Origin of the sequence: Rahnella victoriana, from assembly GCF_004330295.1 — a bacterium.
Classification (GTDB): Bacteria; Pseudomonadota; Gammaproteobacteria; order Enterobacterales; family Enterobacteriaceae; genus Rahnella; species Rahnella victoriana.
In genome coordinates this window covers 85285-109676 of the sequence record NZ_SJOJ01000019.1, presented here as the reverse complement: position 1 = coordinate 109676, position 24392 = coordinate 85285, and the positions used below count along the sequence as shown (strand labels likewise).

Annotated in this window: 21 protein-coding genes and 2 pseudogenes; 10 read left to right on the top strand and 13 right to left on the bottom strand. The window is 55.3% G+C overall.

Going from position 1 to position 24392, the window contains the following annotated elements:
* The 5 genes and pseudogenes from EYY67_RS16800 to EYY67_RS16780 all read right to left on the bottom strand — a co-directional run.
* Positions 1-536 (bottom strand): annotated as a pseudogene (locus tag EYY67_RS16800) (urocanate hydratase); the annotation flags it as partial.
* Positions 537-567: 31 nt separating this feature from the next.
* Positions 568-2118 (bottom strand): histidine ammonia-lyase, encoded by a 1551-nt coding sequence (gene hutH, locus EYY67_RS16795; protein WP_131693915.1) that lies wholly within the window; start codon positions 2116-2118, stop codon positions 568-570.
* A 167-nt stretch (positions 2119-2285) separates the two neighbouring features.
* A pseudogene (locus EYY67_RS24860) lies at positions 2286-2444 on the bottom strand (ATP-binding cassette domain-containing protein); the annotation flags it as partial.
* 207 nt (positions 2445-2651) lie between these two features.
* On the bottom strand, positions 2652-3236 hold the full coding sequence (locus EYY67_RS16785) for a HutD/Ves family protein (RefSeq protein ID WP_131693914.1): 585 nt from the start codon (positions 3234-3236) through the stop codon (positions 2652-2654).
* Positions 3233-4606, bottom strand: a complete 1374-nt coding sequence (locus EYY67_RS16780) for a formimidoylglutamate deiminase (RefSeq protein WP_131693913.1) — start codon at positions 4604-4606, stop codon at positions 3233-3235. Before EYY67_RS16780 ends, EYY67_RS16785 begins: the two co-directional genes overlap by 4 nt.
* A 247-nt stretch (positions 4607-4853) precedes the next feature.
* Between EYY67_RS16780 and hutC the strand changes: the two genes are divergently transcribed.
* The 3 genes from hutC (at position 4854) to hutG (ending at position 7927) form a co-directional block, all read left to right on the top strand.
* Positions 4854-5654, top strand: a complete 801-nt coding sequence (gene hutC / locus EYY67_RS16775) for a histidine utilization repressor (protein WP_095922086.1) — start codon at positions 4854-4856, stop codon at positions 5652-5654.
* A 171-nt stretch (positions 5655-5825) separates the two neighbouring features.
* Entirely contained in the window at positions 5826-7088 is a 1263-nt protein-coding gene (hutI, locus tag EYY67_RS16770) for an imidazolonepropionase (RefSeq protein WP_131693912.1), read from the top strand.
* A complete protein-coding gene (gene hutG / locus EYY67_RS16765) occupies positions 7085-7927 on the top strand; it encodes an N-formylglutamate deformylase (protein WP_131693911.1) in 843 nt (280 codons plus the stop codon). Before hutI ends, hutG begins: the two co-directional genes overlap by 4 nt.
* A gap of 210 nt (positions 7928-8137) precedes the next feature.
* Here the strand turns inward: hutG and EYY67_RS16760 are convergent, their stop codons facing one another.
* The 7 genes from EYY67_RS16760 to EYY67_RS16730 form a co-directional block, all read right to left on the bottom strand.
* Positions 8138-8617, bottom strand: a complete 480-nt coding sequence (locus EYY67_RS16760) for a PIN domain-containing protein (RefSeq protein ID WP_131693910.1) — start codon at positions 8615-8617, stop codon at positions 8138-8140.
* Positions 8614-8826, bottom strand: a complete 213-nt coding sequence (locus EYY67_RS16755; protein WP_095923813.1) for a FitA-like ribbon-helix-helix domain-containing protein — start codon at positions 8824-8826, stop codon at positions 8614-8616. Before EYY67_RS16755 ends, EYY67_RS16760 begins: the two co-directional genes overlap by 4 nt.
* Positions 8827-8929: 103 nt before the next feature.
* Positions 8930-10552 carry a phosphoenolpyruvate carboxykinase (ATP) gene (gene pckA / locus EYY67_RS16750; RefSeq protein ID WP_131693909.1) on the bottom strand — a complete coding sequence of 541 codons (1623 nt, stop codon included), beginning with the start codon at positions 10550-10552 and terminating at the stop codon, positions 8930-8932.
* A 228-nt stretch (positions 10553-10780) separates the two neighbouring features.
* Positions 10781-11665, bottom strand: coding sequence for an Hsp33 family molecular chaperone HslO (gene hslO, locus EYY67_RS16745; protein ID WP_131693908.1), 885 nt, complete (start codon positions 11663-11665; stop codon positions 10781-10783).
* Between the two features lie 22 nt (positions 11666-11687).
* Positions 11688-12092, bottom strand: coding sequence for a ribosome-associated heat shock protein Hsp15 (gene hslR, locus EYY67_RS16740; protein WP_095923810.1), 405 nt, complete (start codon positions 12090-12092; stop codon positions 11688-11690).
* A 24-nt stretch (positions 12093-12116) separates the two neighbouring features.
* Positions 12117-12806: a GMP/IMP nucleotidase gene (yrfG, locus tag EYY67_RS16735; RefSeq protein ID WP_131693907.1), complete on the bottom strand. Its 690-nt coding sequence runs from the start codon at positions 12804-12806 to the stop codon at positions 12117-12119.
* Between the two features lie 118 nt (positions 12807-12924).
* Positions 12925-15072: an intracellular growth attenuator family protein gene (locus tag EYY67_RS16730; RefSeq protein WP_207391094.1), complete on the bottom strand. Its 2148-nt coding sequence runs from the start codon at positions 15070-15072 to the stop codon at positions 12925-12927.
* A 443-nt stretch (positions 15073-15515) separates the two neighbouring features.
* On the opposite strand from EYY67_RS16730, the gene nudE reads away from it, so the two are divergent.
* Positions 15516-16073 carry an ADP compounds hydrolase NudE gene (gene nudE, locus EYY67_RS16725; RefSeq protein WP_119825301.1) on the top strand — a complete coding sequence of 186 codons (558 nt, stop codon included), beginning with the start codon at positions 15516-15518 and terminating at the stop codon, positions 16071-16073.
* A 74-nt stretch (positions 16074-16147) separates the two neighbouring features.
* On the opposite strand, the gene mrcA is transcribed toward nudE, so the two are convergent.
* Entirely contained in the window at positions 16148-18703 is a 2556-nt protein-coding gene (gene mrcA, locus EYY67_RS16720; RefSeq protein ID WP_095923807.1) for a peptidoglycan glycosyltransferase/peptidoglycan DD-transpeptidase MrcA, read from the bottom strand.
* A gap of 121 nt (positions 18704-18824) precedes the next feature.
* Here mrcA and pilM point away from each other — a divergent pair, with 121 nt between their 5' ends.
* The 6 genes from pilM to aroB all read left to right on the top strand — a co-directional run bounded on the left by pilM (position 18825) and on the right by aroB (position 24359).
* Positions 18825-19664 (top strand): pilus assembly protein PilM, encoded by an 840-nt coding sequence (gene pilM / locus EYY67_RS16715; RefSeq protein ID WP_119825299.1) that lies wholly within the window; start codon positions 18825-18827, stop codon positions 19662-19664.
* Positions 19664-20227 (top strand): PilN domain-containing protein, encoded by a 564-nt coding sequence (locus EYY67_RS16710; RefSeq protein ID WP_131693906.1) that lies wholly within the window; start codon positions 19664-19666, stop codon positions 20225-20227. Before pilM ends, EYY67_RS16710 begins: the two co-directional genes overlap by 1 nt.
* Positions 20224-21081 (top strand): DNA utilization family protein, encoded by an 858-nt coding sequence (locus EYY67_RS16705; protein WP_131693905.1) that lies wholly within the window; start codon positions 20224-20226, stop codon positions 21079-21081. The genes EYY67_RS16710 and EYY67_RS16705 overlap by 4 nt, the downstream gene beginning before the upstream one ends.
* 5 nt (positions 21082-21086) lie before the next feature.
* The gene (gene hofQ / locus EYY67_RS16700; protein ID WP_119825660.1) at positions 21087-22349 is read left to right on the top strand and encodes a DNA uptake porin HofQ; all 1263 of its coding nucleotides are present in this window, start codon (positions 21087-21089) and stop codon (positions 22347-22349) included.
* 348 nt (positions 22350-22697) lie between these two features.
* Positions 22698-23219, top strand: a complete 522-nt coding sequence (gene aroK, locus EYY67_RS16695) for a shikimate kinase AroK (RefSeq protein WP_014333540.1) — start codon at positions 22698-22700, stop codon at positions 23217-23219.
* Positions 23220-23276: 57 nt separating this feature from the next.
* A complete protein-coding gene (gene aroB / locus EYY67_RS16690; protein WP_119825293.1) occupies positions 23277-24359 on the top strand; it encodes a 3-dehydroquinate synthase in 1083 nt (360 codons plus the stop codon).
* The last annotated feature ends 33 nt before the right edge of the window (positions 24360-24392 follow it).

Below are 24392 nucleotides of genomic sequence, written 5' to 3'. Positions count from 1 at the left end.
ATCCCGCCCAGACCGGCTGTCAGGATCCACCTGCCGCGCAGGTTGCTGTCATAATGCTGACGCCCCGCCTCCGCGAAAGTTTCGTAAGTGCCCTGCACGATGCCCTGTGCACCAATGTAAATCCACGAACCGGCGGTCATCTGGCCGTACATCATCAGACCGGCTTTATCCAGCTCATGAAAGTGATCCCAGTTTGCCCAGTGCGGCACAATATTGGAGTTGGCGATCAGCACGCGCGGCGCGTCGGTGTGGGTGCGGAAAACGCCCACCGGCTTACCGGACTGCACCAGCAAGGTTTCGTCTTCTCGCAGCGCGCGCAGGCTGGTCAGAATGGCTTCAAAGGCAGGCCAGTTACGTGCGGCTTTGCCGATGCCGCCATACACCACCAGATCTTCCGGGCGCTCGGCGACATCCGGATCGAGGTTGTTTTGGATCATGCGGTACGCCGCTTCAATCAGCCAGTTCTGGCAGCTCAGTGCTGTGCCATGAGGCGCACGGACAACGCGGGCAACCGCGGTTTTTTGTGGAGCGTTCATCGTCGTATCCTTATATCAATTCAGAATGAAATCAGGCAAAACCGGGCAGCAGCGCTTCGATGGCCGCCGGCCAGTGTTCGCGGGAAGCCCAGAGACGCATCATCTCGACATCCGATGCCATCAGGCGGTCTTTTTCAAGGAATGCCACGTTTTCGCGGATGGCTTTCATCTCATTTTCCAGCGTCGGGGAGCTTTTCAGCGGACGATGGAAATCAATGCCTTGCGCGGCGGCCATGGCTTCGATACCCACCACGACGCTGGTGTTGAAGCACATATCACCCAGACGTCGGGCTGCATACGTGGCCATGGAGACGTGATCTTCCTGATTCGCCGAGGTCGGCAGGCTGTCCACGCTGCCCGGATGTGCCAGTGATTTGTTTTCGGAGGCCAGTGCGGCCGCGGTCACCTGCGCGATCATAAATCCGGAATTCACCCCGCCGTCATTGACCAGAAACGCAGGCAAACCGGAAAGACCGGTATCGAGCAGCAACGCCATGCGGCGCTCTGAAATCGCGCCGATTTCAGCCACCGCCAGCGCGATGATGTCAGCAGCGAATGCCACCGGTTCGGCGTGGAAGTTACCGCCGGAAATCACATCGCCATTTTCGGCAAACACCAGTGGATTATCGGATGCGGCATTGGCTTCAATGCGCAAAATGCGGGCGGCATGATGCAGGTTATCCAGACAGGCACCCATCACCTGCGGGACACAGCGGATGGAGTACGGATCCTGCACACGACCACATTCTGCATGAGACGTAACAATGTCACTGCCGGCCAGGATCTCAGTCAGTGCCGCTGCCACGGCCATCTGCCCCTGCTGACCGCGTGCCTCGTGAATGCGTGCGTCAAGGGGCTTAACCGACCCTTTGATCGCTTCCAGCGATAATGCGCCCGCCACCAGTCCGGCAGAAAATACCCGTTCGGCTTCAAACAGACCTGACAGCGCCAGCGAGGTGGACACCTGCGTACCGTTGAGCAACGCCAGCCCCTCCTTCGGTCCCAGCTCGAACGGCGTCAGCCCGACAATCGCCAGCCCGTCGGCGGCGGCCATTTTTTCGCCTTTGGCCGTCACCTGACCTTCACCAATCAGCATCAGCGAAAGGTGCGCCAGCGGTGCCAGATCGCCGGAGGCACCGACCGAGCCTTTCTCAGGAATGCACGGATACATACCGGCATTGAACAAGGCGATCAGCGCATCAATCACCTCAATGCGGATACCGGAATGCCCGCGTGACAGGCTCAGCACTTTGGTCGCCATCACCAGACGCACCACGTTATCCGCCAGATCCTTGCCGATACCCACGCTGTGCGACAGCACCAGATTGCGTTGCAGCTCTGCCAGCCGCTCCGCAGGAATGCGCGTCTGAGCCAGCTTGCCGAAACCGGTGTTAATGCCGTACACCACTTTCCCGGACTCCACAATACGGGTTACCGTTTCCTGCGATGCCAGCACGCCAGCCCGCGCCTCCTCAGCCAGTTCAAGGCGGACATTGCCCTGATAAATCTTGCGCAGCATCGGCAGGTCAACATGACCGGGTTGCAGGCGGCAAAGGGATAACTCAGTGGTTGAAGAAGCCATAATCTATTCCTGTATAGACAAGTGAAACCGGAAGTAAACCCGGCTAAGGACTCAGCCCGCCGGGTGTTTATGCTTAAAAAACCATGTCGGGACAAATCAGTGATCTATCGCCTGCATCGTTTCGGTACGAATCTCTTCTGTGACATGCGCTTGAGGGAGTGCGCCAAAGGGCCATCCATCAGCAAAATGTTCGGGTCATTCGCCAGTGCGCGCGCGATGGCGGTACGCTGTTGCATGCCGCCGGAAAGCTGACGCGGAAAGTGCTGCTCAAACCCGCGCCATCCGACCTTATTAATAAAGTAGTCGCTGCGCTCCTGTTGCGCCGCTATGCCGCAGGCAAATTACGCGACTGACTCCATTACTGTATAGTCTTGTCTATACAAGTCAGTCAGCCATAACGAAGCAAGCTTTATGCCAGTTCCGGCAGATGCCGTTTTAACGCCCTTCATTCCCTCCGGCGGCGGTTTTGACCGTCACGGATGAATCAATGCAGTGCGTGATACGCTCCGTTTTAGCGCAACCTCCTCGCAGGGTTAATCGGTGATCGAGGCCCACAACAACAGACAGTGGTCAGGATGCGTAAGGGGAACAAGGTTCACAAAATCCTCTCCTTGCTGCGTGGCGGGTTCAGACCAGTATCCGCCCTCACCCGCACTGATTTCCGTGCCATCCGGCAGTCGCCATGTGCCGCTGATGACATAAACCACACCGCCGTTTTCACGGGTGATACGCAGGGCTTCTCTGGCCGCTTTGACCTGTGCGGCACAGCATGCACGGCGGGTCATGATGTTGAAATCGGTCGTCACACCGCCCAGCAGACGCGCGCTGAGGGCGATATCCCCGCTGAACGCAAACGGCTCGCCGGTCGTATCCAGCCTGTGGTTTACGTCAGGGTTAGCCTGTAAATGCACGCCCTCGCCGCTCAGTAAGGTGATGGAACGGTCAATGCCGGGAAACGCCGAGAACGGGCCGTCCTGTGCAATCGTGGCAATGCTCGCCCGCCAGTCAAACTCCCTTTTTCCCGGCGGAAAACTGATAATTTCGCGGGTTTCGCCGCCGCCATTGCGCCACGGGCTGACCGGCAGGGTATTGAAGGAGAAATACTGCCAGCCTTTCATGCGACGTTCTCCGCGAGCTGATTCAGAAGTGTCAGGAAATCTGCGGCGGCTGCCTGCTGCTGTTCATGCTGACCATTGACGATGCGCGGAATGCCCCCGACATACACATCGCGGATCTGCCCGGCGTGTCCCGCAAACAGCCAGCGGTTGAGCAAGTCACTGTTTTTAGCCGCTGCCAGATACGGATCCTGCCCGTCGAGCACGAGCCAGTCGGCACGATAACCCGCCGTTAACTGGCCGATCGCCGCGCCGCAGGCCTGTGCACCGCCCTGCAATGCCTGCGTATACAGCACGTCGCCGACAGAATGCTGTGCTGATGTGGTCAGCCTGTTTCGCCGCTGGTCGCGCAGCCGCTGACCGTATTCAAACCAGCGAAGTTCTTCCACCACGTTCAGGGAAACATGGCTGTCAGAACCGATCCCCCAGCGCCCCGCATGGGCCAGATAATCCACACCAGGGAAAATACCGTCGCCGAGATTGGCTTCCGTCGTCGGACATAAGCCCGCGACCGCGCCACTGTTTGCCATACTCGCCAGTTCAAAGCGGTCGGCATGAGTCGCGTGGATCAGGCACCAGCGGGCATCTATATCCAGATTGTCATACAGCCAGGTGATCGGACGTTGTCCGCTCCAGCCCAGACAGTCGCTGACTTCTTTCTGTTGCTCGGCGATATGAATATGCACCGGCAGGGTTTTGTCACCGGCCTGCAAAACATTTTGCATCTGTTCCAGTGTGACGGCGCGCAGGGAATGGAAGCACAATCCCTGATTTTGCAGCGTTTTCCCGTTCAGTTGCTGGCGGATAATGTCCTGCTGTTGCAGGTAGCTGTCCGTATCCTGAATAAAGCGTTTTTGCCCGGCCTGTGCAGGTTGCGCACCAAATCCGGCGTAGCTGTACAGCACCGGCAACAAGGTCAGACCGATACCGGTCTGCGCGGCGGCGTCACTGAGCTGCGCGGTCATTTCACCGCGATCTGCATAGGGCTGACCGCTGATGTCGTTATGCAGATAGTGGAATTCCGCCACCTGTGTATAGCCGCCTTTGAGCATTTCGATGTAAAGCTGGCGGGCAATCACGCCAACCTGTTCAGGCGTCAGGCGCTGCACCATGCGGTACATCAGATCCCGCCACGTCCAGAAGCTGTCCTGCGGGTTACCGGCGACTTCAGCCAGCCCTGCCATGACCCGCTGAAAAGCGTGAGAATGCAGGTTGGGCATACCCGGTACCACCGGCCCCTGAAGGCGCAGACACCCCTCAGCCTCTCCGCCGGGAGTCACCGCTGTCAGTATTCCGGCGGCATCAACGTCAAGACGCACATTGTGCGCCCAGCCGTTAGCCAGTAAGGCGCGTGAAGCAAAATAAGCAGGCATGACAGCTTTCCTGAACAAGTAAGAAGAAACATAAACGCAATTTAATGGAAACAATTGCAAAACTTTTAAGCGACTTGTCTATACATATACATATGCCTGATTGCGCTGTAAACTTGCGACAACCCTTTTTTTATAAAATTAGTTTTCCGTCACGCCCTTTCCGTTTCGTTTCCCCTGCAGGAAACTGGCGGGCGGACAGGCAAACAATCCCAATACGTCTGGAAATTTATTGAGTGAGGTAAGAGACATGTCGGAGTCCACCCCCCTTTCGCCAACTGGCACCGCGCAACAGGACGTGTCACAGCAGACATTGTCCGAGCTGGCGGCGGCGATGAGCGACACGCCCGCGCCGATTTACCAGCGCGTCAAGCAGGCGATCATCAGTCAGATCCGCGCCGGTGTCTGGAAACCGCATCAGCGCGTGCCTTCTGAAAGTGAGCTGGTGAATGAAATTGGCGTCAGCCGCATGACCATTAACCGTGCCCTGCGCGAACTGACCAGTGAAGGTTTTTTGATCCGCATGCAGGGGGTCGGCACCTTTGTCGCCGAAGCCAAGGCCTACACGCCGATGCTGGAAGTGCACAACATTGCCGATGAGATTGCGCGGCGCGGTCACCGCCATGACAGTAATATTCTGGTGTGCGAAGCGCGGCTCGCCGATGCCGATCAGGCACGGCAACTGGGGCTTGCCACCGGTGCCATGATGTTTTACTCGCAAATTGTTCACTACGAAAACAACGTGCCGGTACAGATCGAAGACCGTTATGTGAACCCGGAAACCGCACCGGATTATCTGCAACAGGTGTTGAATAAGCAGACGCCTTACACCTATCTGATGGAAATGGCCCCGCTGACCGCCGGTGAACATCGCGTCGAGGCCATCAGCGCCAGCGATGAGCAGCGCGAATTGTTGCAGCTTAACGAGCATGAGCCTTGCCTCCTGATCCACCGCCGGACCTGGAGTGGCAGCCGCGTCGTCACCTCTGCGCGCCTGATTTATCCCGGTTCCCGCTACCAGTTATTTGGACGTTTCACCAGCCATGGCTGATTTCCGGCCTACCTTAAACGCGGCTTTCGCAGGCCGCTATCCCTTCGTTTTAATTTTGGAAGACGTCTCGTAATAAGAAAAAACTATCGCAGGCCGCCTTGCTGGTTTAACGGTTATGCGTTAGGTTGACTTTAGTTGTCTATACAAGATGAATTCAGCCTGGAGCCTGTCATGCCGGTAGCGATGTCCCCTCATTTATCCCCCGAATCCCCTTCACGCGCTGACAGCGTATGGCGTGGTGCCACACTGGTGACCATGCAGGACGGGCATTACAACCTGACTGAAAATGGCGCGATCGCGGTATCTGACGGGAAGATCGTCTGGACCGGCACGGCGGCGGAATGTCCTGATTTTGCGGACGCTGTTCAGCATAAATTTAACGGCGGGATCATCACGCCGGGATTTATCGACTGTCATACACATCTGGTGTTTGGGGGTGACCGCAGCGGGGAATTCGAGCAACGCCTTAACGGCGTAAGTTATGCCGACATTGCCGCAGCAGGCGGCGGGATTTTATCCACCGTCAATGCCACCCGCGAGGCGAGCGAAGAGGAGTTGCTGAAACAGGCGTTGTTCCGGTTGCAACCGTTGCTGGCCGAAGGCGTGACCTGTGTGGAGATCAAATCCGGCTACGGCCTGAGCATTGAAAGTGAGCTGAAAATGCTGCGGGTGATCCGCCGGTTGGGCAGCATGTTGCAGGCAGAGGTGAAATCCACGTGTCTGGCCGCGCACGCCCTGCCACCCGAATACAAAGGTCGCGCCGATGACTACATTTCGCTGATTTGTGAGACGTTACTGCCGCAGGTCGCCAGCGAAAACCTGGCCGACGCGGTGGATGCATTTTGTGAACATCTGGCTTTCTCGCCTGAACAGGTGGAACGGGTTTTTACTGCCGCACAGGCCTTGGGTTTGCCGGTCAAACTGCATGCCGAACAGCTTTCGTCCCTGCATGGCAGCGCCATGGCCGCACGGCATCACGCGCTGTCAGCCGATCATCTGGAATACGCCACGGCGGAGGATGCACAAGCGATGGCAGCCAGCGGCACGGTCGCCGTTTTACTGCCGGGCGCCTATTATTTACTGCGGGAAACGCAGTGTCCGCCGGTTGAGGAATTCCGTAAATATCAGGTCCCGATGGCACTGGCCAGCGACGCTAACCCCGGCACATCACCGGCGCTTTCGTTGCGTCTGATGCTGAATATGGGCTGTACCTTGTTCCGCCTGACACCGGAAGAAGCCCTGGCCGGGATCACCTGTCATGGCGCACGGGCGCTGGGTTTGCAGGAAACGCATGGCACGCTGGAAGTGGGAAAAGTCGCTGATTTCATTCACTGGCCGCTGTCGCGCCCTGCCGAACTGGTTTACTGGCTGGGCGGTCAGTTGCCCTGCACCGTCGTTTATCGTGGAGAAGTACGAGGAGAGTTCCGTTCATGAGCCTTTCTGCCGCTAATGTTATTGCTGAGCCGTATCAGTTTATTCCCTGCACTGCGCCGCTGCTGATCAGTATCCCCCATGCGGGCACACACCTGACGCCCGAAGTCGCCAGCGGCCTGAGCGATGCCGCCCTGCCGCTTTCAGATACCGACTGGCATATCCCGCTGCTGTATGATTTTGCCCGCTCACTGGGTGCCAGCATTCTGGTGGGTCAGTACTCGCGGTTTGTGATCGACCTCAACCGTCCGGCTGACGATAAACCGCTGTATACCACTGCCACCACCGGTTTGTATCCCGATACATTATTCGACGGACGCGCCACCTTTAAGCCCGGCATGACCCCCACCGTTGCGCAGCGCAAGATTTATCTGGAACAGATCTGGCAGCCCTATCATCAGAAAATCCGGTCAGAACTGGCACGCATGAAGCAGGAATTCGGTTACGCATTGCTGTTCGACGCGCATTCCATTGCCTCCGTTATCCCGCGCCTTTTCGACGGCCAGCTTCCGGATCTCAATCTGGGCACCAATAGCGGCGCAAGCTGTTCCCCGGCGCTGAGCGAAATCCTCGATAGAACCTGCCAGCAACAATCACGTTTCAGCCATGTGCTCAATGGCCGTTTTAAAGGCGGATATATCACCCGCGCTTACGGTCAGCCGGATGACAATATCCATGCCGTACAGCTTGAACTGGCGCAGGTGAATTATATGGAGGAGATTGAGCCGTTTGCTTATGCGCCTGATAAGGCGGCTGAATTGCAGGTGCTATTGAAGCAGTTACTGGCGGGGATGGTGAGATGGGGGGAAGATGCTTATAAACTGGGCGCTGTGGCTAAATAGCTGATTTGCCTTTGATCCTTCCCCTGCGAAAGGGGTTTTTACAGACAAAACCATAGCGGGTGCACACTCTAACCTTATGATCTTTATTTAATACCCCACCCCAACCCTCCCCTTCGCAGGGGAGGGCGTTTTACGGTTGTCGCTGCAGCACCGGAAGCAAAGTCAGCGGGCGGAGCGCGCAGTGAAAGGCCAGTGCCGGCAATCCACCCCTCAACTCTTCCTGCTCATCACATAATATTCTGCCGCTTCTTCCCGCCATCTCGGGGTCTCCGCTGCATCCCACGGATTAATCAGTTCTACGCCGGTGTGGACAAACACGTCTGCGTGATCCGTCGCCAGCGTTGCCTGATGGTTCAGACAGATTGCGGCGAGCTGAATATCACGCTCCGCCATCTCCATATTGGCCGCCTTCGATAAGGCCGTCACCCGCGGATAATACAGCGCGCTGGGCGCATCAAACGGCAACAGCCTGCCAGCGAAATCCTCATTGAGCATGTCCAGCAAGGCGGCAGAAAGTGCGACTTTGGGGTGTTCCGGTGCCAGATTGTCGACCCAGCTGAAAAGCGCCGCGACGCTCAGACTGGTCAGGTATAACTGTGCGGTGTCCTGCGTATCCAGCCATTGCAGGACGTTTTTTTGCGGCCTGGGATGGATCATCTCAAGGATCACGGCGGTATTGAGAATTATCATTCGGGAGGCATTTCCAGTGGTGCGCTGCTCAGATCAGCGAAACGCTGGCGGAGCTGGCTGCCCAGGCCAAAATCAGGCGCCGTTGTGGTCAGTGCCTGTTTCAGAATCAGACGCGCTTCTTCTTCCATCGAATGGCCTTTTCTGGCCGCCGCGATGCGCAGTAATTCCTTCACATCATCATCCAGATTCCGAACGGTAATCGTCGCCATATAAGGCTCCTCTGACAGCAATGCTGTCATTCTGAAATGCCGGGGGGCCGGTTGCAATAAAAAAGGCGCGGAAGTCCGCGCCTGTGATGAGATTGCCAGAAGATTAGCGCTTCGGTCCCGCACTGACCAACGCGGCACCGGCCGGGGTATCTGTGTATTTATCAAAGTTATCAATAAACAACTGGGCCAGATGTTCCGCTTTTTCCTGCCATTGCTCACGGCTGCCGTAGGTATTACGCGGATCCAGAATGTGCGTGTCGACGCCCGGCAGCGTCACCGGCACCGTCAGGTTGAACAGCGGCAACGTGAAGGTTTCCGCATCATCGATCGTCCCGCTGAGGATCGCATCGATAATGGCCCGGGTATTTTTCAGTGAGATGCGTTTACCGGTGCCGTTCCAGCCGGTGTTCACCAGATACGCCTGCGCGCCTGCGGCTTCCATACGCTTCACCAGCACTTCGGAATACTGTGTCGGATGCAGCATCAGGAACGCCGCGCCAAAGCAGGCGGAGAAGGTCGGGGTGGGTTCAGTGACGCCACGCTCGGTGCCTGCCAGTTTGGCGGTGAAGCCGGACAGGAAATGGTATTGCGTCTGCGAGGGGGTGAGGCGTGAAACCGGCGGCAAGACGCCGAACGCATCGGCCGTCAGGAAAATCACTTTGCTGGCGTGGCCCGCTTTCGATACCGGTTTGACGATATTCTGGATGTGATAAATGGGATAGGAAACGCGGGTGTTTTCGGTTTTGCTGCCATCGTTGAAGTCGATTTTGCCGTCGGCACTGACCGCCACATTTTCCAGCAACGCATCGCGTTTTATCGCACCGAAAATTTCAGGTTCGGCTTCCTGACTGAGTTTGATGGTCTTGGCATAGCAGCCACCTTCAAAGTTAAACACGCCGTCATCGTCCCAGCCGTGTTCATCATCGCCGATAAGCTTACGTTTCGGATCGGTGGATAACGTGGTTTTACCGGTGCCGGAAAGCCCGAAGAATACCGCCACATCGCCTTTTTCGCCGACGTTCGCCGAGCAATGCATCGAGGCGATCCCCTGCAATGGCAGCAGATAATTCATCACCGCGAACATGCCTTTCTTCATTTCGCCGCCGTACCATGAGCCGCCGATCAGCTGGATACGTTCGGTCAGGTTGAAGGCGATGAAGTTTTCAGAATTCAGCCCCTGCTTCTGCCAGTCCGGGTTGGTGCATTTCGCGCCGTTCATCACGATGAAATCAGGCTCGAAATTTTCCAGTTCGCTGTCGTCCGGGCGGATAAACATGTTTTTGACGAAATGAGCCTGCCAGGCAACTTCTGTAATAAAACGCACTTTCAGACGGGAATCGGCATTTGCGCCACAGAATGCATCAACGATAAACAGACGCTTGCCGGACAACTGTTTGCTGACCAGCGCTTTCAGCGATGTCCAGATTTCCTGCGACAGCGGTTTGTTGTCGTTTTTCCCCTTGCCCTGATCAGACCACCACAGCGTATCGCGGGTGGTGTCATCACGGACGATGTATTTATCTTTCGGCGAGCGGCCGGTGAAGATGCCGGTATCGACATTCACAGCGCCAAGCTCTGTCACCTGCCCGCGCTCAAAACCTTCCAGGCCCGGTGCGGTCTCTTCGGCAAAAAGAGTCTCGTAATCAGGGTTATAGACAATTTCGCTATTCTGGTGGATCCCATAAAGGGCGAGTGTTTCGGCGGTGATCCCGATAGTGGTAGGCATTTCCCTGCTCCTTGCTGAACTTGAACCCCTCAGATAGGGATAAATCAGTTGTTATTGTAGGTATATATCGCTGATGTACCGCGACAGGTCTCAAAGAATAACGGGAGATGTGAAGGTTTTTCCAGAATTGTGATGAAAAACCCGAAAGTTGTGCAATTGGCGTTATGCAAAAGCAATAAAAAAGGGACTTTCCGGTGAAAAGTCCCTCAGGCTAACGCAGGTTATCGATCAATGAACGTTGTCATTGCCCGGATGTACATCGCCGCTGGCTTTCAGCGTCGCCATGTCCATCGCGTCAAATTCATAATCTGTGCCGCAGTAATCGCAGTGCATTTCGATTTTTCCATCGGCTTCCAGCATCTCGAGAATTTCATCATCCGGCAGCGTCATCAGCGCACCTGCACAACGTTCGCGGGAACAGGTGCAACGGAAACAGACGGCCTGCGGTTCATACAGGGTGACTTCTTCCTGATGATAGAGGCGATACAGCACTTCGTTGGCGGGCAGGGTGAACAGCTCTTCAGCCTTGATGGTGGTGGTCAGCTGCGCCAGATGGCTGAACTCTTCCGGATCGGTATCTTCCGCTGGCAGAACCTGCAACAGCATACCGCCTGCGGCTGGCTGGCCGTCGGTTTCGCCGGTACGGATGAAAATACGGGTCTGCAACTGCTCGGACTGCATAAAGTAGTTTTCCAGGCATTCCGCCAGATTTTCGCCTTCCAGCCCCACGACGCCCTGATAGCGTTCGCCGACACCCGGAGAAATGGTGATCACCATATAGCCGTTGCCAATCATCTCTTTCAGCGAGCTGCCTTCTGCGATGTCGCCTTGCAGACGGGCAATGCCGCGTAGTTCCTGTTGGTTATTACCGTTAATCACCGCCAGTTTCAGCGGGCCATCGCCCTGCAACTGCACGGTAATATCGCCGTCGAATTTCAGGGTGGCGGTCAACAGGCTGGTCGCTACCAACATTTCACCCAACAGGTTACGCACTTCGGCCGGATAATCGTGACCGGCAACAATCTGCTGGAAAGTTTCTTTGAGCGAGACCAGTTCACCGCGGACGGCGTGATGGTTGAACAGGTAGCGATGCAGTTGGTCGTGGTTTGACATAATTTTCTCTCTTTGTGGCGATTTATTCTGAATCGCCATATTTAAATTTGATCAGGTTGCGGCGTTCCTTTTTGTCCGGACGGCGGTCCGGATGCGGCATGGCATTCATTTTGCGCGCCTCGGAGATTTTTTCCCGGCTGGCAATGCTCGCCCCGGTTTCCTGATACAGTTTCTGTGCTTCTTCCGCACTGCGGCGCTGAGTCGTCAGCCCCAGAACAATGATCGTTTTGGTGTCATTTCCCTGACGCAACGTAATTTCGGCATTCAGTTCCATCAGCTTGCTGGGTTTCCCCCGCTGGCCGTTGTAATGCACTTTGCCGCCATCAATCATCTCGCGTGCCAGCGCGCGGGTCTTATAAAAACGAGCCGCCCACAGCCATTTATCGAGGCGAACGGCATTATCGTCGTCTTCCTTTTTACCTTTCATGTTTCTCCCCTGAGCTTACCGGTATTACTGAGCCGGGCCTGTTACGGGGTGAATGGCGGGCAACAGGCTTCGGTAGTCACTAATGGAGGGATGCCCCTCAAATGACTTGTTTGCCATGGTCGAATCCGGATTTTCTATACCCAGACAATAGCGGATACCGAAGGTTTTTGCCGCATTGAGGATAGGTTCACCGTCATCGACAAATAAGGTTCTGTCAGGGTTAAAGCCCGTTTGCTGCTGCACCGCCGACCACAACCGCTGATCTTCCTTCGGATAACCAAATGTGTGGGTAGAAAGTAATAAATCAAGGTGCTGGTCTAATCCGGTATGTTCAATTTTAACGGAAAGACTGTGCGGATGCGCATTGGTCAGCAAAATGGTCTGTCGCCCGCTTTCCCGCAGATGCGCCAGAAAGGGCAGCGTATCGTCGCGTAAGCGCGCATTTTTGCCGATGCGGGTCGTCATCTGGTAAATATCCAGATCCAGCCTTTCGCTCCAGTAATCAAAGCAATACCAGTTCATGGTGTGCTGAACGGCAAGGTATTCGTCATGAATTAACTGGCGCGCATTTTCCAGTGGAATGGCGCGTTGCTGGCTGAGGGCGAGCGGCACGTCTTGTAGCCAGAACTGGCTGTCGAATGCCAGATCCAGCAGGGTGCCGTCCATATCCAGCAAAACGGTATCAATGCATTTCCAGTCAAAATCAGGGGGCATGAAAACTCCATGTCCTGCGGCCGGAGGGAACAGCGAACGCAGGAACGCATCAGTGAAAGCAGGGAAGGGGGTCAGATTAGCATAAACGGGCCGGGTGGCGCAGAGCCACCCGGCAGTTTCAGCCCAGCTGATGAGCAGGCATCGTGACCAGCGTAGGATGGAAACAGGAATTGTAATATTGCTGAATGTCGTCGATACGGCGTTTATCTTGCAGGAAACGGCGGATAAACAGCACGGTATTGACCAGCAGTACGCCCACCAGCAGGAACAGCAGAAGACTGGTACCAAGATACCGCCACAACGTCGAAATATCCGGTTCACTGTGCAGCGAAATATGACGGGTGCCGTTGGCATCCACGCTGATACTGGTGATCACGCCCTGCGCGCTGAACGGCGTGTGCAACAACTGCGTTGATAAGTGTTGCAGCTGTTTCCATTGTTCCTGCGGCGGATTAGCAAATACGCCCACCGGCGGCACCGGCAGTTCAATCAGCTGACGACCTTCGTCATTGCTGATGAGGAAGCCACCCGGTGGCGGACTGTTAAGGCTGTCTGCCGCACGGCGGGTTTCCTGAATAAAGAACGAAGAGGTCGCGTTATTCACCAGTTCGCTCAGGGACTGGGCGCTGACCGGACGTAACAGAACGTTAATTCCCTGCAACGTGCCCGCTTTAGCCCGCTTCAGCAGCGAATTCCAGTTACTTGAATTACCCAGATTCACCAGCGCATTTTTCAGCCGGACGCAGTCGTTGCTGTTTCCGCACAGTGCTTCGGTTTTCAGTACGATATCCGCGAAGTCATCGAGCAGGATCATGCCGGATTTTTCAATGGCGGTGGCCAGCTGCGGGTTAATGTTTTGTTCGGGTGCCTGGTTCTGGCCGGGGTGTAACTGGTTGTTCACCGTCGTTTGCAACGCCGTAGCGGCATCAATGATTTCTGACTGAGGCACCGGCAGCGGCGTCGCGGTATTCCAGTAAATGGCAGAACAATCAAAAGGCATAAAACCGGACGCAGAACGGCTGGCGGACGGCGGCACATAACACATGCCGGTTCCCTGAACTTTCAGGGTATCGCCGACGCGCAGGGCGGCCTTTTCCAGTTCCTGCACGCTGTTAACCTGTGAGCTTTGCGCGCCCTGAAGCCAGGCCACGCTGAGTTTGAGCGGCAGGCCAAGCGGAACATACACCAGTAACGCCAGCAGCAGAAGGAAGGCGCTGGTGGCGAGCACCAGATTTCTTCCCCATTGCTGGAGCGGAAATTTCTTCACCTCTTCATGCAGCGACAGCACACTGCCCTGACGCACGACGTGGCTGTTCATATAGACTTCCACATCCGTCGGCTGGCCGAGATCACGGCCAATATAGGGCTGCCAGTGCGGCGGATATATCAGGTCTACCGCACCGAGCGAAATATTGCTGATATCGCCCTGTTTGGATTCCCCAAACAAACCCCAGCGTTTGGGTAAACCGCGCAGGCAATGGATTTCCTTGCGGTTTTTACCTAAGCGTTCGCAGACCAGTCGCCAGATAACCCACACCGCCAGTCCGGCGGAAATGGCCAGCAGCCAGGGAAGGAACATCACCGGGCTTTGCAGCGTGACGAAAAACATCAGCAGGATCGCGGAAACCGCCAGCGCTTCTTTGACACCGTTGGAACGGGTCAGGGCGTGTTCCTCGCGGGTTTCGCGGCGGACTTTAACCAGTTCAATGTGTTCGCTTTCTTCATGACGAATCGAGGCGTTCTGCGGCTGTGGAGGCATCACCGCCGACACCGGCGCAGGTCCTTCATAAACGTGATCCGCCAGCGTATGGCCGTTGAGTGAAATCACCAGCGGCAGGCTTTGCGTCTTGATCAGTTCGACCTGATTTTCCTGAGCGATGTATTGCTCCCAGAACGGGGGAAGGTGAATTTCAGTCGCATCGAGGAAATAGCGCCATTTATTGGGATCTTCGCTCGCCACGCCATAGCGGGTGATCGCGCGTTTCAGGCTGTAAACATTTTCGCTTTTGGTGGTCAGCGTCAGTTTATCGCGCAGGATGATCAGATTATTGCGGTGGGTAATAGGGGTCTGGCCGAGGCCTTCGTTTTGACGCAGATAACGCTCAACAGCATCACGTTCTTTCTGAGAAAGTTTGCGCTGACTCGGTGTGGAGAAACGCACGACGGACTCGTCGCGTTGGCGGCGGCGCAATACAAGCCAAAAATAAGACGCTGTGGCAATAATTGCGATACACAACAACACCAGTGTCACGACTACTGTGCTCATCCGATCCCCGTTCAGACGTGGGTGACTTACGTCAACTCTGTGAAAGTATTATACATAAATGCAATGCACATTCTGCGCATGGGTGCTTTTTTGATAGGATTTTTATTATTGTTTGCCTGAATACTATGCACAAAAAAACCACGCTAGAGGATACCTGTATTTCTGAACGAACGGGTATCGGTATAATCCTATTTTGAAGTGTGAGTGATTTTGTTAAAGCAAAAATGTGACAGCCATAAGCTAACGTGCTTTTTTTTGCACGATTAACGCTGTTTTTTTACGGGTATTTTGTACGGGAAATACGCAGGGGCAAGACCGTTTTTCAGTAAAGATTGCGATGCTGGCGTTCATTAACGCACAATGACGTCTGATAGCCGTCTGTAAACAGAACAACGAACCCATTTGAACACCTCTGGTCAGGTGAATAATACGTTGGGGAAGACATGACAAAACACCTGCAAAAACCGAAAATCATGAAGGTGGAAACCGTGGCCCGTTCGCGTTTGTTCACCATCGAATCTGTCGATCTGACGTTCAGCAATGGCGCTGAACGTGTGTATGAACGCATGCGTCCTTCCGATCGGGAAGCGGTGATGATTGTGCCGATCATTGATGATGAGCTGCTGTTAATTCAGGAATATGCCGTGGGCATCGAAAGCTACGAGCTGGGCTTTCCCAAAGGGCTGATTGATCCTGGCGAAGGTGTGCTTGAGGCGGCTAACCGTGAACTGATGGAAGAAGTGGGCTACGGCGCGCGCCACTTTGATGTGCTGGCAAAACTGACCATGGCGCCTTCCTACTTCTCCAGCCGCATGAATATCGTCATTGCCAAAGATTTGTACCTGAAAAGTCTGGAAGGCGATGAACCGGAACCGTTGCCGCAAACGCGCTGGCCGGTGTCGCGCATGATGGAATTGCTCGAACACCCTGATTTTTGCGAAGCCCGCAATGTCAGCGCGTTATTCCTGGCGCACGATTTTCTGACACGAAACGCCCGCTGATCCCGCCATAAAAAACCATTAAAAAAGCCGGTCATGCATGATGCAGACCGGCTTTTTGTTTTACAGCTCAGGCATCAGAACAACTCGTGTTCCTGACCGTTATCCATAATGGTCGTCCCGACTTCATGCACCGCATGTTCAGTCGGTTGCGTTCCGTCCACGAAGTATTCCGGACGGCTGTTACCGCCGCCGTCAGACAGCTTACCGGTGCTCTTGTCGATAGTGACCGTCACCACGCCCGGAGGCGGGGTTTGTGGCTGCTCCGGCACACCATCCAGCACGGCTTTCATATAATCATCCCAGGCTGGCTGAGCACTTTTCGCACCGCCTTCAGCCCCGGAGATTTGATCCGGGATCACGCCTGAAGCCGTTGAACGCCCCAGGTCACGGCGGTGATCGTCAAAGCCAATCCAGACCGACGTCACCACGTCAGGACCGTATCCGGAGAACCAGGCATCTTTCGAGCTGTTGGTGGTACCGGTTTTACCGCCAATGTCATGACGCTTCAGATCACGTCCCGCACGCCAGCCCGTCCCCATCCAGCCCGGTTCCCCGAAGATGTTAGAGTTCAGGGCATCACTGATCAGGAATGACAGCGGCGTGCTGATCACATGCGGCGCATATTGCTGCGCGGCATCGACCTGAGGCGAGTTCGGTGGCACCTGTTCCAGTTGCGGCGTAGGCACGCTGTTATTGCTGTTGGTGGCCGAGGTGGCAACGTTTTCGACGTTATCATCCGACAGCACCGCAGATTTTTGCGTATCGCCATAAATCACCGGAATATTACAGGTGCGGCAGGCGATTTTCGGTTTGGCTTCAAACTGAACCTGACCGGACTCATCCACGATTTTGGTGATGAAATACGGGTCAACCAGATAGCCGCCATTGGTCAGTGTGGCGTAACCGCGCACAACCTGTAACGGGGTGAATGATGCGGAACCCAGTGCCAGTGATTCGGAATGAACAATGTTCGCTGCCGGGAAGCCGAAACGTTGCAGATATTCTGCCGCGTAATCCACGCCCATCGCACGCATTGCACGCACCATCACCACGTTCTTCGATTCACCTAACCCCTGACGCAGACGGATCGGGCCGTAATACGTTGGCGGTGAGTTTTTCGGACGCCAGTCGGTGCCCGCACCGGCATCCCAGCGGGTAATCGGCATGTCGTTGAGGATGGTCGCCAGTGTCAGGCCTTTATCCATCGCCGCGGTGTACAGGAACGGTTTAATGTTCGAACCGAGCTGGCGAACCGCCTGATTGGCGCGGTTAAACTTGCTCTGGTTGAAATCGAAACCGCCCACCAGCGCTTCAATCGCCCCGTCGTTTGGATTGAGGGAAACGATGGCCGAGTTGACGTCAGGCACCTGTGCCAGCCACCAGTCATCACCCACTTTACGCACCCAGACCTGCTGACCAGGACGCACCACGTCAGACACTTTCTTCGGTGTCGGACCCTGAGCGTTGTCATTACGGTAAGGTCGTGCCCAGCGCATGCCACTGAACGGCAGGCTGATCACTGCGCGGTTAGACATGGTGGCCGTCGCCTGCGCATCATCCGTTGCGGTGATCACCGCCGGGAACAGCGGGCCATACACCGGCAGGGTTTTCAGCGACTGAACAATCTTGTCCTGATCCCACGCTGGTTCACCCACTTTCCACAGCTGATTTGACGGGCCGCGGTAACCGTGGCGCATATCGTAATTGAGCACGTTGGTGCGCAGGGCTTCCTGCGCGGCTAACTGGGTTTTCCTGGTAATGGTGGTGTAAACCATGTAGCCGTCGTTATAGGCATTGTCGCCATAACGTTTCACCATTTCCTGACGCACCATTTCGGTCAGATAGGGCGCTGAGAATTCAATGTGCGGGGCATGGTAATTCGCCACCAGCGGTTCGGCACGGGCCTGATCGTACTGCGCCTGCGTGATGTATTTTTCATCCAGCATACGGGCCAGTACGGTATTCCGGCGGGCCAGAGAACGGTCGTGAGAATACAGCGGGTTGAAGGTCGACGGTGCTTTTGGCAGACCGGCAATCACCGCCATTTCACTGAGTGTCAGCTGACTGACATCTTTACCGAAGTACACCTGTGCCGCAGCGCCCACGCCATACGCGCGATAACCGAGATAGATCTTATTCAGATACAGCTCGAGGATTTCGTCTTTGGACATCATCTGCTCAATGCGGATGGCCAGAAACGCTTCCTTAATTTTACGGGTCAGCGTGCGTTCGGGGCTTAAGAAGAAGTTACGGGCTAACTGCTGAGTAATGGTACTCGCACCCTGTGAGGCGTGACCGGACACCAGCGCAACGGAAGCCGCACGGAAAATACCGATCGGATCCACGCCGTGATGTTCATAGAAACGACTGTCTTCGGTCGCGATAAACGCATGCACCATTTCCGGTGGGATCTGGTCAAGTTTCAGCGGGATACGGCGTTTTTCACCGTACTGGGCGATCAGATCACCTTCGGCACTGAAAACCTGCATGGGTGTTTGCAGGCGCACGTCTTTAAGCGTGGCGACGTCGGGTAGCTGTGGCTCGATATATTTATACAAACCGAAGATCGAGGCTGCTCCCAGCAAAATGCAACACACTGCAAGAATCAATAAATACTTTACGAACTTCACCTGAGATTTCCCATTAAGTGTCAATTGGGCAGTTTATAAACAACCGCGCGGTAGTATAAAGGCAAGCCAGCAACATGGATACGTTCTTTTATTTACTTGACGATATGGAGATTGGGCGAAAATGCGACTACAAGCATGGCAGGTAGGTCTGGATATTCAAGCCGGTTTTGCCCGAGCGATCGCCGTTCAGCGGCGGCGTCATGGCTGGCAATTACGTCACTGGTGGCAGCATCCGTTGCCCCCTTTCACATTGCGGGAGGGGATATTACATGAGACCGCGCCGCTGATCGCCATTTTATCGTGCTGGCGAAAAACGCTGCCGGCAGGTTTCTCATTGCGAATTAGCCTTCCTGCACAACGTATTATGCAGCAACGCATGGCCGCGCCGGATGCCCGTTTGTGTGAGCCACAGCGCAGTGCTTTCATCTTTTCCCATGCGGCAAAGCAGTTTCCCCTGAGCGTGGAACATCTGGTGATGGACTACCGCGCCGATCCCCACGGCGATAATCAGGTGGTTGTCACGGCGGCCAGACAGCAGGAAATCGAACAGTGGATGCAATGCATGGCGCAGGCACAGCTGTTTCCTGAGGCCATCGAGCTGACACCCTGCGCGCTTCAGATTGCGGCTCAGGCTGCCGGGCTGCCCGGCGATGCCATGTTGATCCATCCTCTTGATGATGCCCTGCTGTGGGCTTCGCCGCACAGTTTGCCGTTTCAGTTTGGTCTGCTGGAAGGGGCAGAAGCCGAAACGAAAACGCCGCTGTCGCAGTACATCCGCTCACAATATCGTGCGGCGACACTGTGCAGCCGTGAAGACTATTACAGCGGCGAACCCGCCCCCGCCCCGATGCAATACTGGTCGCCTTTGCGTGCGATCACGCAACTGTCAGCCCCTTTGCCTGCCAGCCCCGGTGCGTTCGCGCCTGCCGTCGGGCTGGCATTGCGGGCGGCGGATTACTGATGCTGCAGGTCAACTTATTGCCGTGGCGCGCCCTGCGCCGCCAGCGCCGGATGCGTGACTGGCTGAGGCTTTTTGCCGTGACGCCGGTACTGGTTGTGCCGGGGACTTTTCTCCTCGTTGCGTTTCTTATGCAGGAAAGGGCGCTGCGGCAACTGCACCTGTCCGCGCTGAATTCCGCTGCGCAAACGCTGGTACTCCGGCAGCAGCGTGTGGAAACCGCCGCTGTACAGTTAAACGTCCTGACAGAAAAACGTGCGCTGAGCCATCAGCGTTTGCAGCGAGGCTGGGATGACCTGCAACTGCTGGAATTGCTGGCCTCCCGGATGCCGGAAGACATCTGGCTGAATGAACTGACAGAGCGGCAGGGAATGCTGATGTTAAAAGGCGAAGGGCGGTTCTATCACCAGATTCTGGCTTTGAGCGACACGCTGTCAGCGAGCGAATTACTGGGCCACGTCCGGCTTTCCTATGTGCAGCAAAAACCAGACGGAACGCTGAGTTTTGTCATGCAAACGCCGCTCCGGGCGGTCAGTTCTCCGGCTGCGGCGGAGGCATCGCAATGACGCGGCTCCTTGCTGAACGACTCGAACCGCTGATGGAAAAACCGGGCTGGCAGCGGGCGCTGATCCTGATCGCCTTTTTACTGGTTCTGATTTTCCTGATGTATCTGGCCGCAGTGCGGGGCATGTGGCAACAACTGCAGACGCTGACGCACGACATTGCCTCCGCGCAACAGGGCATCTCACGCACTCAGGCGGCATTGCTACGCCTGCCGCCGCTGGAACATCTGCAGCGCGAACTGAAACACCATGCGCAGGTTGAACGGCAGAGCCTGCCGCTGGAACAGCAATTTGCCCAACCGCTGCAAGCGTCTCAGGCGCGGCTGGTCCGCTGGCAACCCGTGCCTGATGCGAAAGCGCAGCCGCAGGGCGAGCTGGAATTACAGGCGTCTTTTACCGGGCTGATGGATTTTCTTTATGCGATGCAGCAAGGGTCCCAACGTCCTGCCCTCAGTGAGCTGAGTCTGCACACAAACGACGCCGGTTTGGTGGTTTCGGTACTGCTCACTCAAACCCCTGATGCGGAAAAAACGACGGAACTTACGCAGGCCGTCGTCGCCCGGCGTGACCCTTTTGCCGCGCCGCAATCCTCCGCCTGTGCGAGTGTTTTGCAGGCGGCTGACTGGACGCTGAGTGGTGTGTCACAGACGGGTGATCAACGTTCCGGCTGGCTGCTGTCTCCTGACGGGCAATGGAGCAAAGTCGAAACCGGCACCCGCTTCGGCACGCCGCCATGGACAGTCGAACTTCTGAGCGCCTCGCAGGTGGCGCTCACTCTCAGTGACGCGCGCTGCGGCGTTCAGCGTCAGATCCTCCGCCTCGGCATACGCAATGATTCTCCAGGGAAGGGACAATGAAAATGATGAAATATGTTGGCAGCAAAATATCGCTGCCGTTGCTGTGTTTATGCCTGAACCCGGTTAACGCCGCCGCACCGGCGCAGGTGTCACTGGAATTCCAGTCATCGCCGGTCGGGTTAGTGTTGCAGGCTCTGGCGGATTCGCGGCAGTTGAATCTGGTGACCGCGCCGGGTGTGGAAGGGCAGATAAGCGTGAAACTCAAAGATGTGCCGTGGCAGCAGGCGCTCGACATCATTTTGCGAATGAACCGCCTTACCAGCCAGTTACAGGGCAATGTCTTACTGATCTCGCCCGAAGTGGACCAGCAGGCTGTGCAACAGCAAATAAAAGAGGCCGCTGAACAACAGGCGCTGCAACGTCCGGTGGTCAGTCTCACGGTGCCGTTAAACTATGCGGATGCCAAAGAGACGGCAATGAGTCTGAATGCGCAGAAAGGCTCGCTGCTTTCGGCAAAAGGCATTGCGACAGCGGATGTCCGTACCAATACGCTTTTGCTGCGTGATACGCAGGAAGCGCTGGATATCGTGGCACCGTGGATAAAAGAAATGGATTTGCCGTTACAACAGGTGCAACTGGCGGCGCATATCGTGACCATGAACAGTGAAAGCCTGCGGGAGCTTGGCGTGCGCTGGGGATTCACCGGTGAGGAAGCCATCACCAAAGCCGTACGCATGAACAATTTCAGTATGGGGATGCCGGTGGAGAACCCGATATTCACCGCCGGTTTTAATCTGGCGCATATCAGCGGACGGATACTCGATCTGGAACTGACCGCCCTTGAGCAGGAAGACAAAGTCGATATTATCGCCAGCCCGCGTCTGATGACCGCCCATATGCAAACCGCCAGTATCAAACAGGGAACGGAGATCCCGTATCAGGTTTCCAGCGGAGCCAGCGGCAGTACCTCCATTGAATTTAAAGAAGCGGTACTGGGTATGGAAGTAATGCCGAAAATTCAGCGCGACGGACGTATTCAGCTGGCCTTACAGATAAGCCAGAACATGCCCGGAAGAAGTATCAAACAGGCGGAAGGCGAGGCGCTGGCGATTGATAAACAGGAAATCAAAACGCAGGTCACCGTAAAAGATGGCGAAACCCTGGTCCTCGGCGGGATTTTCCAGCGCAAAAATCAAAAAACCGATACCAAGGTGCCGGTGTTGGGGGACATACCGGTGGTCGGTTCCTTGTTTAAACATCAGTACAACAATGAACAACGGCGCGAGTTGGTGATTTTCATTACCCCGACCTTAATCCGCACCCGTTAAATGGGTATTCTGACTTAACGGAAATCGCACAATAACGTTGAGCACATGCAACTTTTTGTGTCGTGAGGGGCTTCTGAGTTTGACGCTGCCTTCGATTTAGCTTACAAGGGTTACCGAATTGAGCACCGTGATCTTTTTATTACGACAGACACGCCGATAAAAACGTACGGTTTCCCTCCTGCGGCGTGCAAAGTGATTTATTCGGTTGCCAAACTACCAAGAGTGTTGAGATAATTTTTTTCTGATCTCGCACTATATCGCTCATGAGGTTTCAGTTTAGGTCCCGCCGCTAATTTGATTGGCGGGGCGGGTTATCATCAACGAATTGTCTTAGTAATACCGAAAAACATGGCAGAGAAACGCAATATCTTTCTGGTTGGGCCTATGGGTGCCGGCAAAAGCACTATTGGTCGACAGTTAGCTCAGCAACTCAATATGGAGTTTTTCGACTCCGATCACGAAATTGAGCGACGTACCGGAGCTGATGTGGGCTGGGTATTTGATTTGGAAGGCGAAGACGGATTCCGCGACCGCGAAGAAAAAGTGATCAACGAACTGACCGAAAAACAAGGCATTGTTCTGGCAACAGGTGGCGGTTCCGTGAAATCACGTGAAACCCGTAACCGTTTGTCAGCGCGTGGCGTTGTCGTCTATCTTGAAACTACCATCGAAAAACAACTGGCGCGTACACAACGCGACAAAAAACGTCCATTATTACAAGTGAGTGCTCCGCCACGTGAAGTGCTTGAAGCACTGGCGAGAGAGCGTAATCCTTTGTATGAAGAGATTGCCGACGTCACTATTCGTACCGATGATCAAAGTGCCAAAGTCGTGGCTAACCAGATTATTAACATGCTGGAAAGTAACTGATTATTGGTGTCCATCATTGCCTGAGGGTGTCAGTTAAAGAAGGTCACAGAGCGCGACATGGAGAGGATTACCGTAACGTTAGGGGAGCGTAGCTACCCGATTACGATTGCTGCCGGATTGTTCCACGATCCGGCTTCTTTTATGCCGGTAAAGGCAGGCGATCAGGTCATGATAGTGACCAATGAAACCCTCGCCCCTCTCTATCTGGACGCACTCCGTTCAGTACTGGAGCAGGCAGGCGTTCGTGTTGATCAGGTGATTTTGCCTGATGGTGAACAATACAAATCCCTGACTGTTCTGAATGACGTGTTCTCCGCGCTGCTCGAAAAGCCGCACGGACGTGATACTACGCTGATCGCCCTTGGCGGTGGCGTTGTCGGTGATTTAACCGGCTTCGCTGCGGCCAGTTATCAGCGCGGTGTGCGCTTTGTACAGGTGCCAACCACGCTGCTTTCTCAGGTTGATTCCTCCGTTGGCGGTAAAACGGCGGTAAACCATCCACTCGGAAAAAACATGATCGGCGCGTTTTATCAACCTGCGTCGGTGGTGGTTGATCTCGACTGTCTGCGAACGCTGCCTGCCCGTGAAATGTCATCGGGTCTCGCAGAAGTGATCAAATACGGCATTATTCTGGATGCCGACTTCTTTGTCTGGCTTGAAGACAACATGGACGCTTTACTGGCGCTGGATATGAACGCGCTGGCCTATTGCATCCGTCGTTGCTGCGAGCTGAAAGCAGAGGTTGTGGCTGCCGATGAACGTGAAAACGGCATGCGCGCCTTGCTGAATCTGGGCCATACTTACGGCCATGCTATTGAAGCGGAAATGGGTTACGGTAACTGGTTGCATGGCGAAGCTGTGGCGGCCGGTATGGTGATGGCCTGTTATACGGCCCATCGCCTGGGACAATTCAGTCTGGGCGATATTGCCCGGGTGAAAGCCTTACTGACCCGTGCAGGGTTACCTGTGACCGGCCCCGACGTTATGGACGCGCAGTCTTATCTGCCGCACATGATGCGTGATAAGAAAGTACTGGCTGGCGAGCTGCGTCTGGTTTTACCGAAAGCAATTGGTCAGTCTGAAGTACGCTCCGGCGTATCGCATGAAATGGTGCTGGCTTCGATTGAAGATTGCCGTTAAGACTGCGGCCAGAGTTTTGGCCAGATAACGACC

Bases quoted from the DNA above. Each gene is read 5' to 3' on its own strand.
- EYY67_RS16785 (WP_131693914.1), bottom strand. From the start codon at position 3,236: ATGAAAGGCTGGCAGTATTTCTCCTTCAATACCCTGCCGGTCAGCCCG.
- aroK (WP_014333540.1), top strand. From the start codon at position 22,698: ATGGCAGAGAAACGCAATATCTTTCTGGTTGGGCCTATGGGTGCCGGC.
- pckA (WP_131693909.1), bottom strand. From the start codon at position 10,552: ATGCCTACCACTATCGGGATCACCGCCGAAACACTCGCCCTTTATGGG.
- hofQ (WP_119825660.1), top strand. From the start codon at position 21,087: ATGAAATATGTTGGCAGCAAAATATCGCTGCCGTTGCTGTGTTTATGC.
- hutC (WP_095922086.1), top strand. From the start codon at position 4,854: ATGTCGGAGTCCACCCCCCTTTCGCCAACTGGCACCGCGCAACAGGAC.
- hutH (WP_131693915.1), bottom strand. From the start codon at position 2,118: ATGGCTTCTTCAACCACTGAGTTATCCCTTTGCCGCCTGCAACCCGGT.
- pilM (WP_119825299.1), top strand. From the start codon at position 18,825: ATGCGACTACAAGCATGGCAGGTAGGTCTGGATATTCAAGCCGGTTTT.
- aroB (WP_119825293.1), top strand. From the start codon at position 23,277: ATGGAGAGGATTACCGTAACGTTAGGGGAGCGTAGCTACCCGATTACG.
- EYY67_RS16755 (WP_095923813.1), bottom strand. From the start codon at position 8,826: ATGGCGACGATTACCGTTCGGAATCTGGATGATGATGTGAAGGAATTA.
- hslO (WP_131693908.1), bottom strand. From the start codon at position 11,665: ATGTCAAACCACGACCAACTGCATCGCTACCTGTTCAACCATCACGCC.
- EYY67_RS16705 (WP_131693905.1), top strand. From the start codon at position 20,224: ATGACGCGGCTCCTTGCTGAACGACTCGAACCGCTGATGGAAAAACCG.
- hutI (WP_131693912.1), top strand. From the start codon at position 5,826: ATGCCGGTAGCGATGTCCCCTCATTTATCCCCCGAATCCCCTTCACGC.
- EYY67_RS16730 (WP_207391094.1), bottom strand. From the start codon at position 15,072: ATGAGCACAGTAGTCGTGACACTGGTGTTGTTGTGTATCGCAATTATT.
- EYY67_RS16710 (WP_131693906.1), top strand. From the start codon at position 19,664: ATGCTGCAGGTCAACTTATTGCCGTGGCGCGCCCTGCGCCGCCAGCGC.
- hslR (WP_095923810.1), bottom strand. From the start codon at position 12,092: ATGAAAGGTAAAAAGGAAGACGACGATAATGCCGTTCGCCTCGATAAA.
- hutG (WP_131693911.1), top strand. From the start codon at position 7,085: ATGAGCCTTTCTGCCGCTAATGTTATTGCTGAGCCGTATCAGTTTATT.
- EYY67_RS16780 (WP_131693913.1), bottom strand. From the start codon at position 4,606: ATGCCTGCTTATTTTGCTTCACGCGCCTTACTGGCTAACGGCTGGGCG.
- EYY67_RS16760 (WP_131693910.1), bottom strand. From the start codon at position 8,617: ATGATAATTCTCAATACCGCCGTGATCCTTGAGATGATCCATCCCAGG.
- nudE (WP_119825301.1), top strand. From the start codon at position 15,516: ATGACAAAACACCTGCAAAAACCGAAAATCATGAAGGTGGAAACCGTG.
- yrfG (WP_131693907.1), bottom strand. From the start codon at position 12,806: ATGCCCCCTGATTTTGACTGGAAATGCATTGATACCGTTTTGCTGGAT.